Below are 14,655 nucleotides of genomic sequence, written 5' to 3'. Positions count from 1 at the left end.
GTAGGGATAGGTGCATGACTCTGGCGATCACGGACGATCACCGCGAGCTGGCCCAGGTCGCCCGCCGGTTCCTGACCGAGCAGGACGCCAGGGGCGCGGCCCGTTCGCTGCTCGATGCCGAGAAGGAGACGCTGCCCGGCTTCTGGCCCGCGCTGACCACGCTGGGCTGGCTCGGCCTGCATCTCCCCGAACGGTACGGCGGCGAGGGGTACGGGCTCCCGGAGCTGGCGGTGGTGCTCGGCGAGATCGGTCGCGCGGTCGCGCCGGGGCCTTTCCTGCCGACGGTGCTGGCCGCCGCGGTGCTCGCGGAGGCGGGAACACCCGCACAGTGCGAGACGCTGCTGCCCGATCTGGCGCGCGGCGCCCGCATCGGCGCGGTCGGCCTGGCCGACGCCGATCCCGACCGCGGCTGGCTGGTGCTCGGTGGCGGTCTCGCCGATCTGGCGCTGGTTCCCGAGGGCGACGACCTACTCGTACTGGACGTCGGCACGGTCGACGTCGACCCGGTCGCCGGGATGGATCCCACCCGACGGGTCGCCTACCTGCGCACCAGCGCGACGCGGGAGCTGGAGCGGGTCGTCGGCGGACGCCGCGTGGCGCTGCGGCTCGCCCGGACACTCTTCTCGGCCGAGGCCGCCGGCTCGGCGTACGCCTGCCTGGACGCCGCCGTCGCGTACGTACAGCAGCGCGAACAGTTCGGCCGCACCATCGGGACCTTCCAGGCCGTGAAACACCACTGCGCGAACATGGCGGTGGATGCGGAGCTGGCGGTGGCCGCCGCATGGGACGCGGCGCGCGCGCCCGGCGACGGGACGCCCGAGGAGGCCGAGCTGGCCGCCGCCGTCGCGGATGTGCGGGCGATCGCGGGCGCGGTGCGGGCGGCCGAGATGAACATCCAGCTGCACGGTGGCATCGGCTACACGTGGGAGCACGACGCGCACCTGTACCTGCGCCGCGCGCTCGCCGCGTCGGCGCTGCTGGACGCGGCGGGTGAGCCGGGCGCGGACCTCCTGCGGCTGGCCTCCGCCGGTACCCGCAGGCGCGCGACGCTGGACCTGCCCGAGCACGCCGAGCAGTACCGCGAGCAGGCGCGTGCGGTGGCCACCCGGTTGCGTGAGCTGTCGAAGACCGAGCGGCGCGCCGAGCTGGTGTCGTCCGGCTACCTGGTGCCGCACTGGCCCCCGCCGTGGGGCCGGGACGCCGACGCGGTCGAGCAGCTGGTCATCGAGGAGGAGTTCGCCGGGATCAAGACCCCGAGCCTGGGCATCACCGGGTGGGTCGCGCTCACCATCGCCCAGCACGGAACGCCCGAGCAGGCCCAGCGTTGGATCGCCGACGCGCTCACCGGCACGACGATCTGGTGTCAGCTGTTCAGCGAACCGGGCGCCGGTTCGGACGCCGCCGCGATCTCCACCCGGGGTGTGCGTGATGAGGGCGGCTGGCGGGTGACCGGCCAGAAGGTGTGGACCTCGGGTGCCCAGTTCAGTAAGTGGGGCTTCGCCACGGTGCGGACCGACTCGTCGGGTTCGAAGCACTCCGGCGTCACGATGATGGCGATCGACCTGTCCGCGCGGGGCGTCGAGGTGCGTCCGCTGCGCGAGCTGACCGGCGCGACCCTGTTCAACGAGGTGTTCTTCGACGACGTCTTCGTTCCCGATGAGGACGTCGTCGGGACGGTCGGCCAGGGCTGGGCGGTGGCCAGGGCGACCCTGGGCAACGAGCGGGTCTCCATCGGAGGCGGGGCCAGTCTGATCGGCCTCGGCGCGACCGACCTGATCGACCCGGTCAAGCAGCACCCCCGACGGGCGCGCTACGAGCCGGAGCTGGCCGAGCTGCTCGCCGAGCACCAGGCGAAACAGCTGCTCGGCGTCCGTCAGGCCGCCCGCGCGGTGAGCGGGGCCGGCCCCGGCCCGGAGGGCAACCTGGCCAAGCTGCTGTCCGCCGAGCACGACCAGCGCGTGGCCGACCTGGCCCGCAGGCTGGCCGGCACCGCCGCGATCACCGGCAAGGCGGAGCAGGCGACCTGGAGCTACCTGATCTCCCGCTGCCTGACGATCGCGGGCGGAACCTCCGAGATCGTCCGCAACCAGATAGCCGAACGCATCCTGGGTCTGCCCCGCGACCCACTCCAGAAGTAGGACCCCGTGAGTGGCGAGTGGTCTCTGGGGACCACTCGCCACTCACGGGTGGTGACCAGGTCAGATGTCGTAGTCGACCGTGACCTCTGGGGTCGTGGGCTGGGACTGGCAGGTGAGGATGTAGCCGGCGTCCAGGTCGGACTGGCCGAGTGCGTAGTTGTGGTCCATCTCGACCGTGCCCGTGACCAGCTTCGCCCGGCAGGTACCGCACGCGCCGCCCATGCAGGCGTACGGGGCGTCGCTGCGCACGCTCAGCGCTCCGTCCAGGATCGACTGACCGGCCTCGACCGCCACGACGTCCTCGGTGCCGTCCAGGCGCACCGTGACCGTGCTGGCGACGCCCGTGGTGGTCGGTTCGGCAGTCGGTACGTGGAACAGCTCCACGTGCACCCGGTCGGTCGGCACGCCCCGGTCGGCCAGGGTGTCGCGCGCCGTCTCGACCATCCCGGCGGGTCCGCACAGGAACCAGTCGTCCACGCCCTGGGGCGGCAGCTGGTCGGCGAAGACCGCGGACAGCAGGTCCGCGTCGATCCGGCCGTGGTAAGCGCTGGCACCGCGCTCACCGGACAGCACGTGCACGATCTCCAGCCGGTCGGCGAACCGAGCCTCCAGGTCGGCCAGCTCGGCGCGGAACATCGTGGACGTGCGGGTGCGGTTGCCGTAGAGCAGCGTGCAGCGGCTGTCCGACTCGACCTCCAGTGCGGTGGCGACGATGGACAGGATCGGGGTGATACCGCTGCCGGCCGCGATCGCCACGTAGTGCTTGCGCGCGGTCGGGTCGAGCGAGGGGCCGAACCGGCCCGTGGGGGTCATCAGCTCCAGTTCGTCCCCCACCGCGAGCTGCTCGGACACATAGCTGGAGAACACCCCGTCCGGGATGCGCTTCACCGCGATCCGCAGCACGCCGGTGCCGGCCGGTGAGCAGATCGAGTAGTTCCGCCGGACGCCCGAGCCGCCGAGGTCGGTGCGCACCGTGACGTGCTGTCCCGGCTCGAAGCGGAACCGCTCGGCCAGCTCGTCCGGCACGGCGAAGGTGATCGCAACGCTGTCCGAGGTCGGCCGGTCCAGCGCCGCGACCGGCAGTCGGTGGAACTCGGCGTGGCTCGCGCTCGAACCGGCGGGCACCTCGACCGGGCGCATGCGGGCGAGCGTCGAGTCCAGCTCACGCCAGACCCGGTACTCCTCGACGGTCAGGTCCCGGCCGAACGCGGTCATGATCGCGGCGTCGCGCTGCAGGTAGGCCTCCTCGTTGCGCTTCCAGGCCTTGATGTAGCGGTAGAACGGGATGGACGGGTGCAGATGGTGCACCAGGTGGTAGTTCTGGTAGAGCAGCGCGGGCGTGAGCAGCCATTCCATGCCGATCCGGATGCGGGTGGCGCGGTAGCGGTTCTCCCGCTGGGTGACCTCCAGGCCGTGATGGGGCAGCCAGTCGAACCACCAGGCGAGCATGCCGAGCGCGATGCGCGACGGGATCAGGTAGATCAGCGCGACGGTCAGCAGGTGGCCGGTCATCGCGGCGAGGGTGATCAGGCCGATGAACAGCAGCACGATGGCGGCGGTCTCGGTCAGCTCACGCGGCGAGCGCCTGCGGATGTGCTTGAGGTAGAACGCCGCGTACCAGCCGTCGATCGTCAGCCAGCGCAGCGGCAGCTGCCACCAGGGTCCGTCGGTTGCCCAGGCGTCCGGGTCGGCGTCGAGGTCCTCGTTGGTGTTGCGGTGGTGCTCGATGTGGATGAACCCGAACAGCGGCGCGGAGGCGTACGGCACCACGAACGGCACGGTGAGCCTGCCGAGCAGCGCGTTCACCCAGCGCGTGCGGCTGATCGAGTAGTGCACCGCGTCGTGCAGCACGGTGAACATCGCGAAGCTGACGGCGGTGTTCACCGGCATGTACACCCACGGACTCAGTCCCTGGGTCAACGCGGCCCAGACGGTCACCACGAACACCGCGAGGCAGCCGAGGAACAGCGCCACCGTCGGCTTGGCGAGCGTGGGCACCGGTTCGCCCGGATCGGGCAGACCGACGGTGGTGGCGGAACCGGGTGCGACTGCGGCGGCGCTGGTCATGCATACAGAATGAGCCCAGCACCCGACAAAAACCATGTGGTCGGCCCTGAGATAGCCACGGCTGGTTTGGAGTCAGCTCCAAAGTTCAGCCGGCGTCGATCGCCGCGCTCTCCACCGCCCACCACACCTCGAACGCCACCAGCGGCTCGCGCAACCGAACGTCGGCCAGGTCCTCGAACCGTGCCAGCCGGTAGCGCAGCGTGTTCGGGTGGATGTGCAGCTGCTCGGCGGCCGTCTCGACGTGCGAGCCCGCTGCGAGGTACACACGCAGCGTGGTGATGATCTCCGGACCGGAACCGGACCTGGCCAGCGGCGCCAGGTAGCGATCGCGCAGTGCCTCGCCGACGTCCTGGTCGGCGACCACGGCCGCGCGCAGACCGAGCGCGGTCAGGTCCCGTGTGCCGGTCAGGCCGAAGGCGTGCAGCGTGGTCAACGAGCGGGTGGCCAACCGGAACGACTCGGCCAGCCGCTCCAGCGGCACGGCGGGACCCAGGCCGGCCAGTCCCGGGGCCACGTCGCCGGGCTCGCGCGCCAGGAACCCCGCGAGGTCACCGTCGACCAGCACGCTCATCCCCTCACCTGCCCGCGCGGCCGAAGCCAGCCCGATCGCGCGCTCCGCCTGCTGCCAGGAGCCCTCCCCGTCGGTGCGGACCCGGACGGCGCGGTACCGCCGGGTCGGGTCCAGACCGTAGGACTTGGCGCGAGCCCGCAGCTCGCTCGGCTCGCCGGTCCCGAACAGGACCGCGCGGACGAACGACGCGCGCCGGTCCTGCGCTTCGCGGTCGCGCTCCAGCTCGGCCCGCCGGTGCGCGCGGGCAGTGGTGATCATGCCGACGTCCGACGACGCCAGCGCGCCCCTGACGAACGCGAGTAGCTCGCGGTCGTCGATGCCGAGCTTCGCCGCGAGCTCGCTACCCCGCTCCATCAGGATGTCCGCGCCGATCCGCCAGGCCAGCAGCATCGCCTCGACCGGGACACCGAGCCCGGCCTGCGCCTCGCCGACCTGCTCCAGCACCTGGGTCTGCCATTCGCTGAGCCGGGGTGGCGTCACCGCGGCGAGCCGGATCGTCGTGTCCACCGCCATGGCGACGTGCCGCTCGAACTGCTCGGCGTCCAGCTCGTGGTAGGACGAGAGCCGTTCCTGCATGGACGAGCGGATCTCGGCGGTGAGCGCGGCTTGTTGTTCGAGCAGCACGTCGAGCAGCTCGTGCCAGGACCGCTCGGGCGCCGTCGCCATCAGATCACTGTAGATACTCCCGTAAGGGTGTGCTCACAACCCCGACTCGATGTGCCGAAGACCCCGACTCGCGGTGCTCACGCGCCCGACTCGCTCGGACGTGCACGCCCCACCCGCGAGTCGGGCGTCTCAGCACCGCGAGTCGGGCGCCTGGACACCGCGAGTCGGGCGCCTGGGCACACCGAGTCGGACGTCTGGGCACACCGAGTCGGGGTTTTCAGCACACCGGCTCGCGGTGCAGGAGCCTGGTTCGGGTGTCGGGTGGCAGCTCGGCGGCGATCGGTGCCCAGAAGTCCTCGTCCGGGCTCGCTTCGGCCTCGACGCGGCGGCCGGACGCGTCGTCGAACGCCAGCCGCCAGGCGTGCAGGCACGTGCGGACCGCACCGTCGGCGGGCTCACCGGCTCGTACCGGGAACAGCGGGTCCCCGGCGATCGGGTGGCCGATCCAGGCCAGGTGCACCCGGATCTGGTGGCGGCGCCCGGTGTGCGGACGCGCCCGCAGCAGGCTGTGCGCGGAGCCTTCCCACAGACGACCGATCGCGGTCGACGACGGATAGCTGGGCTCACTCACCGAGGACTCCGGCACCGACCACTGCGAAGCGACCGTGTCGAACGCGATGTCCTCCCGGGGGGCCGCCACCCGCACCCGGTTCTTACGGCCGACACCGAGCGGCAGCTCGACCGTCGCCTCGGTGGGCAGCCCCGTCGAGCGGGTGATCACCAGGTAGGACTTGTCGACGGTCCGTTTGGCGAACTGGCGGGTGAGCGGTCCGTGCGCGGCCTTCGTCCTGGCCAGCAGCACCACACCGGAGGTGACCTTGTCGATGCGGTGCACCGGGATCAGCTCCTCACCCGCGTCCCGCGCGATGCGCACCAGGTCGGTGTCGTGCCGCTCCCCGGTGACCGAGATGCCGGCGGGCTTGTCCAGCACCAGGTACTCGTCGGTCTCGGCGAGTACCCGGCGCAGTGCGGCCCAGTCGGGCGCCGGACCGCCGCTCACATCCGCTCTGGCGTCTCGATGCCGAGCAGACCGAGTCCCTGGCCCAGCGTCACGGCGGTGAGCTGGCACAGTGCGACCCGGTTGGCGCGGACCTCGTCGCTCTCCGCGGTGAGCACCGGGCACGCCTCGTAGAACTCGGTGAACGCCTTGGACAGCGAGAACAGGTAGCCGCACAGCCGGTGCGGTTCGAGTGTCGTCGCGACCTCGGTGAGCGTCGCGGCGAACTCGTCGGCCAGCAGTGCGAGCGCTCGCTCGCTCGGGTGCAGCGCGCCGCCGGTGTTGACCGGGAACTCGGTCGGCTCGCCGCCGGGCAGCTTGCGCAGGATCGACCGGACCCGGGTGTGCGCGTACTGCAGGTAGACACCGGTGTTGCCGGAGAACGACACCATACGGTCGGTGTCGAACGTGTAGTCCTTCGTCCGCGACGTCGACAGGTCCGCGTACTTCACCGCGCCGATGCCGGCCTGGCGCGCGACCGTCTCCAACTCCTCGGGGCTGAGCGTGTGCGGCTTGGTCTCGATCTCGGCCCTGGCCCGCTCGACCGCCTCGTCGAGCAGCTCGACCAGCCGGACCGTGCCGCCGGCGCGGGTCTTGAACGGGCGTCCGTCGGAGCCGAGCACGGTGCCGAACGGCACGTGTGTCGCCTCGACGTCGTCGGTCAGCCAGCCCAGCCGCCGGGCCGTATCGAAGATCATCCGGAAGTGCAGTGACTGCCGCGCGTCGACGACGTACAGGATCCGGTTGACCTTCAGGTCCCGCACCCGGTAGCGGATCGTGGCCAGGTCGGTCACCGCGTAGCCGTAGCCACCATCGCTCTTGCGCACGATCAGCGGGACCGGCGAGCCGTCCGGCCCGTTGATGCCCTCGAAGAACACGCACAGCGCGCCGTCGCTGATGACACCGACACCGGACGACTCGACCTCGGCGGCCACCTCACCCAGATACGGGTTGTAGGTGGACTCGCCCGCCGAGTTCTCGGCGCTCAGCGAGACGCCCAGGTAGTCGTAGATCGCCTGGAACGACTTCTCGGACTCGGCGACCAGCTCCCGCCACACCGACAGCGTCGCCTCGTCGCCCGCCTGAAGCGTGACGACCCGCCGCCGCGCCCGGTCGGCGAACTCGGCGTCGGCGTCGAACTCGGCGCGGGCGAGCTTGTACAGCCCGTCGAGCGCGGACGCGGTGCCCAGGTCGCCCTCCTCGAGGTCCTCGGCCCGCCACTTCGCGTCCGGGTGCTCGTCGAGGTACTGGATCAGCATGCCGAACTGCGTGCCCCAGTCACCGAGGTGGTTCTGCCGGATGACCTCGGCGCCCAGGTACTCCAGGAGCCGGGCCAGCGCGTCCCCGATGATCGTGGTGCGCAGGTGACCGACGTGCATCTCCTTCGCGATGTTCGGCGAGGAGTACTCGACGACGGTGCGCTGCCCCAGCTGCGGGGTGCCGACACCGAGCCGGTCGGCGGACAGCCGGGCCGCGACCTGGCTCCACACCGTCTCGTCGGTCACCGACAGGTTCAGGAAGCCGGGACCGGCCAGCTCGACACCCAGGTCGGGCGAGGTCTCACCCAGCGCGGTCGCGATCGAGCCCGCCAGGTCACGCGGTTTCGCGCCGGCGCGCTTGGCCAGCGACATCGCCGCGTTGGCCTGGAAGTCGGCGTGGTCGGAACGTCGGATCAACGGGTCCGCGTCGGCCAGCTCGGCAGGCAACGCGCGGCGCATCGCCTCGGCAACCGCATCTCTCGTCGCCTCTTCCAGCGAGCGCACCTCGTCGGCCACGCACTTCCTCCAGGTCGATCAGATCGGGTCTTGACACCTCAATCGTAGTCGGGTGCGTTCACGAGACACTGGAGCCCATGGACGTACTGAGCAATCGCATCCTGCTGCACCCGGTCGACCCGGAACGCAGCCGCACGTTCTACGGCGAACAGCTCGGGCTCGCCGTGTACCGGGAGTTCGGCACCGGGGCCGAGCGCGGCACGGTCTACTTCCTTGGCAACGGGCTCCTCGAGCTGTCCGGCCGGGCCGAGCAGCCCGCGGGCCCCGCGGTGGCGCTGTGGGTGCAGGTACGTGACCTACAGGCCACGCATGCCGACCTGACCGCCAAGGGTGTGCAGGTCGTGCGCGAGCCCCGCCGGGAGCCGTGGGGACTGGACGAGATGTGGATCGCCGATCCCGACGGCGTGCGCATCGCGGTCGTGGAGGTCCCGGAGGACCACCCGCTACGCCGTAGGAGCGGCTGAGCCGACCACGCCCCGCTCGGTCAGGTCGGCGACCTCGTCACCGCTGAGCCCGAGCGTCGAGGTCAGGATCTCGGCGGTGTGTTCGCCCAGCACCGGCGCCCTGGTCACCTCGGCGCGCGGGCCGAGCCCGAGCGCCAGCGGGATTCCGGGTGCGAGGTGCCGCCCGACGCCGGGCTGGTCGATCTCGTCGATCATCGGGTTGTTCCCGATCAGGTCGTCCGCGACCAGGTCGGTGAACGTGTTGTAGGTGGACCACAGCAGTGAGGTCGCGGCCAGCTCCTCCTGTACCCGGGCCAGGTCGTGCTTCGCGAACCAGCGCGACAGCAGCCCGGCGAGCACCTCGCGGTACTCGAACCGGTCGTCCTCGTTGTTGAAGTCGGCGTCGAGGCTCTTCTCCAGGGTCGCGACCACGTCGCCCATCCCGGTCGCCTTGAGCAGCTCGAGCCAGTGCCGCTTGGTGAGCGCGCACACCATCACCCGGCCGCCGTCGCGGGTGGCGAAGTCGCGGGCGAAGCCGCCGTACAGGTAGTTCCCCAGCCGCTTGCGCACGACCTTGTTGACCTGCGCCTCGGCGAGGAACCCCAGGTTGCCGGCCATGGCGAGCGCCACGTCGTACAGCGCGACGCTCATCTTCTCGCCCCGGCCGGTGATGCGGCGGCGCCGGTCCGCGCTCAGGATGCCCAGCGCGGCGTACAGCCCGCAGGCGATGTCCCAGGCCGGCAGGACGTGGTTGACCGGGTCCGCGTGCCCCTCCGGGCCGGTGACCATCGGGAACCCGACCGCGGCGTTGACCGTGTAGTCCACTGCCGGGGTGCCGTCGTGGTGGCCTTCCACCTGGACGTGCACCAGGTCCGGGCGGTGCGCCACGAGCGCGTCGTACTCCAGCCAGGTCCGGCCAACGGAGTTGGTCAGCACGATGCCGCCCTCGGGCCCCGACTCGGCCACCAGCCGCGTGACCAGTGCTTTACCCTCGTCCGACCGCAGATCGACGGTGATCGATTTCTTGCCCTTGTTCAGCCCGGCCCAATACAGGCTCGTGCCGGACGGGGCGAGTGGCCAGCGCGAATGGTCCGGCGCCCCACCGAGCGGGTCCAGCCGAACGACCTCGGCACCCAGCTGCGCGAGGGTCATCCCGCCCAGTGGTGCCGCGACGAACGAGGACACTTCCAGGACCCGCATCCCGGTCAACGGCAGCAGGTCAGTCACAGAACTCATGACCCTGATCCTGGCACTTTTTAATCTGAATTAACAACACTCAGCCGAGGACGGAGCTGCGCAGATTCGTCCAGAGGAACGTCGTCGCATCCAGCGGACCGGGTGCCTGACGCAGCACCCTCTTCACCGTATCGGCCGGGCGCGACCCCGGCCAGTCATGACCCATGCCGTTGACCACCGCCAGCAGGACGTTGCGGTCGCCCGCGCAGGTCCAGGTGCTGAACCGGACCGGCGGCCGGTCGGTGTTCACCGGCATCGGGTTGCAGCCGTCGGCCGCGACGAACGGCGAGAGCGTGCTGGCCAGCGACGGATAGTCGTAGTGCGACACACTTCTCGGACCGACGCCGCCGTTGATCGGGACGTTGCGATCCGCCGTGCCGTGGATGGCCACCACGGTGATCGCGGGCGCCGGATCGCACTGGGCGACGAGCGCGCCGGCCACCGGACCGATCCCGGCCAGGTCGCTCGGCCGCGCGCAGGCCCAGGCGTAGGTCATCATCGCGCCGTTGGACATCCCCACGGCGTACACGCGTTTGGGATCCACCCCGTCCTGGGCGATCAACCGGTCGCGCAGCTGGTGCAGGAACGCCACGTCGTCGATGTTCTTCGTATGCGGAGCACCGCAGCAGTAGCCGGCGTTCCAGAAGTGGTTCATGCCGTTCGGGTAGGCGACGACGAACCCTTCCCGGTCGGCGAGCGAGTCCCAGCCGAAGGACGCCTTGGTCTGCTCGGCGCTGCCGTACGCGCCGTGGATGACGACGACCAGCGGGAGGTTGCGCGGCCGACCGGCCGGGTGGTGCACGATCGCGGTGCGCGGACCAGAGGGGGTGGCCAGTGTCACCGTCCGGTTCGCCGGGAGCGGCGCGGCGGCGACGGGCTTCGGCGGCGGTTCGGCGCAGGCCGTCAACACCGTGCAGGCGGACAGAAGTGCGACCACGACGGCCACCACTCCGGTCCAGCGGACCGCCGCCACTCTCATGAGGACGTTGATACCAGGCCGGGCGCCGGAATTCCGAGATATTTCACTGTGACAAGACCATCTCATCGGGGCATCCGCCGCCAGATCGACCGGGGCAGCAGCCGCAGCAGGGCGAACACCGGCCGCAGGACCGCCGGAACCCACACCTCGCCCCGACCGGCCCGAAGCGCGCGAACGGTCGCCTCGGCGACCTGCTCGGGCGTGCTGGAGAACGGAGCCGGGGACATCCCCTCGGTCATCCTGCCGATCACGAAACCAGGCCTGACCAGCAACAAGCTCACACCGCTGCCGACGAGTGCGTCGGAAAGCCCGCTGGCGAAACCGTCGAGACCGGCTTTCGCGGAGCCGTAGACGTAGTTGGCCCGCCGCACCCGGACACCCGCGACCGAGGAGAACGCCACGATGCGGCCGTGTCCCTGGCGGCGCAGCGTCGTGGCCAGCTCGCTGAGCAGCCCGACCTGGGCGGTGTAGTCGGTGTGGACGACGGACAGCGCGTGCGCCGCGTCCTGTTCGGCCTTCGCCTGGTCGCCGAGCACACCGAACGCCAGGATCGCCACACCGATCTCGCCGACCGTCGAGGTCACCTCGTCCAGCACCTTGCGGTGCGCGGTCACGTCGTCGGCGTCGAACTCGACCCGGTGGACGTCGGTTGCACCGGCGGCCCGCACCAGTCGTTCCTCGGCGGCCAGCTCGTCGGCGCGCCGTGCCGCGAGCACGACGGGACGCGGCCTGTCGGCCATCAGCCCTCGCACTACCGCGAGGCCGATCTCGCTGCGGCCGCCGAAGAGCAGTACCGCACCGCCCTCCCCGGCTGCATCGGTCACGCCCATTAGCTTCCCAGGCATCGCCCATCCGGCCGCGTCCGGGGGCCCGGATGGCGGGCGGCCGTCACGCGTCGTGGTCGAGTGTGAACGGTGGAGTGCTCTCGCCGCTGACCCGGTAGCGCCCCCACAAGTCCGGATCGGACAGCTCCGCTGGGCGTTCGCCGGTCGGCGTGCGCAGCACCACGTCGGCCCGGTTCCCGCTCACCAGGTCGTTGAGTCGGGTGTTCACCGCGACTCTCCCGTACCAGTGGAAACGCCCGTCGATGGGCTGGAAGAAGCCGCGCAGGTCGACCTCCACCTCCACTTCGGTGTCGTTGACCACCACGGTCGCGGGACCGGTGTAGCCGGGGTCGTCGTGCTCCGGTTCGACCTCCACCGCGCCCGCCATCACAGCCCGCCGAGCGGGATTCCGAAGCGCTTCGCGGCACGGACGCCCAGGACGTTGAGCCGCTGGTAGGCGGAGCCGAGCACGCGGGGCGCCGCGTCGATCACGTAGGCGTCGCCGCCGATCAGGATGCGGGCCTTGTTCTTCTCGACACCGTTGATGATCGTCTTCGCGGCGCTCTCCGGGGTCGTCCTGGCGATCTTGGCGAAGTCGGTCGCCCGCTCCTGCGCGGTGCTCTGCTCCCCGGCGCGGGCGTCACGGGCGATGTTGGTCTGGATGCCGCCGGGGTGAACGCAGCTCACGCCGACCTTCCTGCGCTCGATCAGCATCTCCTGGCGCAGCGACTCGGTGAACCCGCGCACGGCGAACTTCGCGGCGTTGTACGCACTCTGCGTCGGCACCCCGACCAGGCCGAACACGCTGGAGATGTTCACCAGGTGTGCGTCGCCGGAGGCGATCAGGTGCGGCAGGAACGCCTTGGTGCCGTGCACGACGCCCCAGAAGTTGATGCCCATCAACCAGTCGAAGTCGTCGTAGTTCATCTCCTCGACGGTCGCCATGAGCGCGACGCCGGCGTTGTTCACCACCAGGTTGACCCGGCCGTAGTGACCCGCCACCTCGTCGGCGTGCGCGGTCACCGCGGCCCGGTCGGCCACGTCGAGCGTGTAGCCCTTGGCCTGGGCGCCGAGCTTCTCGCACAGTGAGACGGTCTCGTCGACGTTCGCCTCGTTGATGTCGGACAGGGCCAGCCGGGCACCGCGGGCCGCAAGGTTGAGCGACAACGCGCGCCCGATGCCGGAACCCGCGCCGGTCACGACCGCGACCCGGTCGGTGAAGTTCTTCACTGTCTTGCTCCGTTCATAGGCTTGCCGAGCAGGAACGACCGTCGCCAGAGCGCCTTCGTCAGCGCTCCCTCGATCATGCCTGCCTCGGTCAGGAATTTCGTGATCCGCTCACCCATCCAGCGGATGCTCTCGCGGTGATGCGGGTTGGCCCTCGCCACCTTGCGCGCCTGCTTCGGGTCGAGCCCGACCGATCGGTACACGTCGGGGTGCAGCGACAACCGGACCAGGAAGGGCGCGGCGAAGGCCAGCGCGAGCCGGTTCACGGCGAGCGGGATCCGGCCCATCTTGGGCACCATCCTGGTGACCTCGGCGCGCGCGAACGAGATGTGCCGCGCCTCTTCCAGGACGTGAATCTTGTTGATCATGCGGATGGTCGGCTGCATGTTCTCGTCCGCGAGCGTCTCACGCTGCAACCGGTCGAGCAGCTCCTCGACCAGCAGCGTCCCGCCGTAGGTCGCGGGACCGATCGGGAGCAGCAGACTCAGGTTGAGCAGGTGCTTGAACCACCAGGGCGCCAGGTAGGGACCGACCCCGGAGGCCTCGATTCCCCTGCCGAACATCGTGGAGTGCCGGCATTCGTCGGCGACCTCCGTGAGCGCGTACTGGGCGTGTCGCGTGGTCGGGTCGCCCTGGGTGACCACCTTGAGCAGCAGGTGCATGAGCGCGACCTCGGCGAAGATGCCGAAGCTGGTGATACTGATGATCTCGTGTTTGCCCAGCTCACGGCCCTGCTCGGGAGTCAGCTGCTCCCACAGCTCGGTACCGTAGAGCGACACGCGGTGCTCGGGCAGGAAGTACTTGTCCTCCGGCAGCGGCGCCGACCAGTCGATGTCGATCTCGGGGTCGTACGAACGCGCCGCCGAGGAGTTCAGCAGCCGCTCGGCGAGCTTCTCCCGACTGCTCTGACGGGCCGGGACCTGCGACGTCTCTGTCATCGGTACCTCCGTAAACTCGGCAGCCACAGTGCAACAATTCTGCTCTATAGTTGCAACGGTGCGCAAGAGCACCACTTTCGGGCCATCTACTCGATAGGGTTTGTCATGCACGGGATCGCCGCGAACCACCGGGAGGAGCCACAGATGGATTCCCCGACCCTGTTGCCGATCCCGGAGTCGATTCAGGGCATGCCGCCGCTGCCCCCCGCTTCCCTCGACCCGTTCCTCGACGCGACCTCCCGCTGCTTCGCCCGCTACGGGGTGCGGCGCACGTCGGTGCAGGACGTCGCGCAGGAGCTGGGGGTCAACCGCACGACGGTGTACCGCCAGGTCGGCAACATCGAGCAGCAGGCGATGCTGCTCGCCTCGCGTGACTCGCACCGGCTGCTCAGCTCGCTGCCGTCCCGCATCACCTTCCCGATCGGGCCGCAGTCGGTCGTCGACCTGATCGCCACGCTCGTCCGCGAGGCTCGCGCGCACCCGGTCATGGCGAAGATGCTGCGCGACGAGCGCGACCTGATCGGCTCGTTCGTCGCGCAGGACGTCCCTGACCTGATGGAGAAGGCCACCACCGCTTTCGTCCCGCTGGTCAGCCTCGCGATCGGAACCGGGAACCTGGCCAAGCGGGACCCCACGGCACTGGCGCAGTGGCTGGTCCGGATCGCCGCGTCGCTGATCTTGATCGAGCCGCCCGGCGAGCTGGAGGCCTTCTTGGCCGAGGTCCTGATCCCCGCGCTGACCCCCACCGACGAGATGCCCCAGCCCGGATCGAGGCGCCGCCGACTACGGTAGGT

Annotated in this window: 13 protein-coding genes; 3 read left to right on the top strand and 10 right to left on the bottom strand. The window is 70.4% G+C overall.

Annotated elements, in window-relative coordinates; all coding sequences use genetic code 11:
- The first annotated feature begins 14 nt into the window (after nucleotides 1–14).
- Entirely contained in the window at nucleotides 15–2,138 is a 2,124-nt protein-coding gene (locus G406_RS0132985) for an acyl-CoA dehydrogenase family protein (RefSeq protein ID WP_028937106.1), read from the top strand.
- Nucleotides 2,139–2,198: 60 nt separating this feature from the next.
- On the opposite strand, the gene G406_RS0132980 is transcribed toward G406_RS0132985, so the two are convergent.
- From G406_RS0132980 to argS, 4 genes are all read right to left on the bottom strand, one after another.
- A complete protein-coding gene (locus G406_RS0132980) occupies nucleotides 2,199–4,205 on the bottom strand; it encodes a fatty acid desaturase (protein ID WP_028937105.1) in 2,007 nt (668 codons plus the stop codon).
- A gap of 85 nt (nucleotides 4,206–4,290) precedes the next feature.
- Complete coding sequence (locus G406_RS58585; RefSeq protein WP_028937104.1) at nucleotides 4,291–5,442, bottom strand: PucR family transcriptional regulator; 1,152 nt, start codon at nucleotides 5,440–5,442, stop codon at nucleotides 4,291–4,293.
- Nucleotides 5,443–5,659: 217 nt separating this feature from the next.
- Entirely contained in the window at nucleotides 5,660–6,442 is a 783-nt protein-coding gene (locus tag G406_RS0132970) for an RluA family pseudouridine synthase (RefSeq protein ID WP_028937103.1), read from the bottom strand.
- On the bottom strand, nucleotides 6,439–8,214 hold the full coding sequence (argS, locus tag G406_RS0132965) for an arginine--tRNA ligase (RefSeq protein WP_281172577.1): 1,776 nt from the start codon (nucleotides 8,212–8,214) through the stop codon (nucleotides 6,439–6,441). The genes G406_RS0132970 and argS overlap by 4 nt, the downstream gene beginning before the upstream one ends.
- Nucleotides 8,215–8,291: 77 nt before the next feature.
- On the opposite strand from argS, the gene G406_RS0132960 reads away from it, so the two are divergent.
- Nucleotides 8,292–8,678 (top strand): VOC family protein, encoded by a 387-nt coding sequence (locus G406_RS0132960; protein ID WP_028937101.1) that lies wholly within the window; start codon nucleotides 8,292–8,294, stop codon nucleotides 8,676–8,678.
- Here the strand turns inward: G406_RS0132960 and G406_RS0132955 are convergent.
- The 6 genes from G406_RS0132955 to G406_RS0132930 all read right to left on the bottom strand — a co-directional run bounded on the left by G406_RS0132955 (nucleotide 8,658) and on the right by G406_RS0132930 (nucleotide 13,861).
- Nucleotides 8,658–9,893, bottom strand: coding sequence for a CoA transferase (locus G406_RS0132955; RefSeq protein WP_037079537.1), 1,236 nt, complete (start codon nucleotides 9,891–9,893; stop codon nucleotides 8,658–8,660). The genes G406_RS0132960 and G406_RS0132955 overlap by 21 nt on opposite strands.
- A 40-nt stretch (nucleotides 9,894–9,933) precedes the next feature.
- Entirely contained in the window at nucleotides 9,934–10,872 is a 939-nt protein-coding gene (locus G406_RS51450; protein WP_156935276.1) for a CE1 family esterase, read from the bottom strand.
- A gap of 62 nt (nucleotides 10,873–10,934) precedes the next feature.
- The gene (gene dprE2 / locus G406_RS0132945) at nucleotides 10,935–11,696 is read right to left on the bottom strand and encodes a decaprenylphospho-beta-D-erythro-pentofuranosid-2-ulose 2-reductase (protein ID WP_245607297.1); all 762 of its coding nucleotides are present in this window, start codon (nucleotides 11,694–11,696) and stop codon (nucleotides 10,935–10,937) included.
- Between the two features lie 64 nt (nucleotides 11,697–11,760).
- Nucleotides 11,761–12,072: a DUF4873 domain-containing protein gene (locus G406_RS0132940; RefSeq protein WP_245607296.1), complete on the bottom strand. Its 312-nt coding sequence runs from the start codon at nucleotides 12,070–12,072 to the stop codon at nucleotides 11,761–11,763.
- An 11-nt stretch (nucleotides 12,073–12,083) separates the two neighbouring features.
- A complete protein-coding gene (locus G406_RS0132935) occupies nucleotides 12,084–12,926 on the bottom strand; it encodes an SDR family NAD(P)-dependent oxidoreductase (protein WP_028937097.1) in 843 nt (280 codons plus the stop codon).
- Entirely contained in the window at nucleotides 12,923–13,861 is a 939-nt protein-coding gene (locus G406_RS0132930) for an AurF N-oxygenase family protein (RefSeq protein WP_028937096.1), read from the bottom strand. Before G406_RS0132930 ends, G406_RS0132935 begins: the two co-directional genes overlap by 4 nt.
- Nucleotides 13,862–14,005: 144 nt before the next feature.
- Here G406_RS0132930 and G406_RS0132925 point away from each other — a divergent pair, with 144 nt between their 5' ends.
- Complete coding sequence (locus G406_RS0132925; protein WP_169736831.1) at nucleotides 14,006–14,653, top strand: TetR/AcrR family transcriptional regulator; 648 nt, start codon at nucleotides 14,006–14,008, stop codon at nucleotides 14,651–14,653.
- Nucleotides 14,654–14,655: the final 2 nt, after the last annotated feature.

The sequence above is a fragment of the Actinospineispora spinosispora DSM 44797 genome, assembly GCF_000429025.1.
Lineage (GTDB): Bacteria > Actinomycetota > Actinomycetes > Mycobacteriales > Pseudonocardiaceae > Pseudonocardia > Pseudonocardia spinosispora.
The sequence above is the reverse complement of the archived record's forward strand: the minus strand, read 5'-3'. Positions and strand labels throughout refer to the sequence as shown.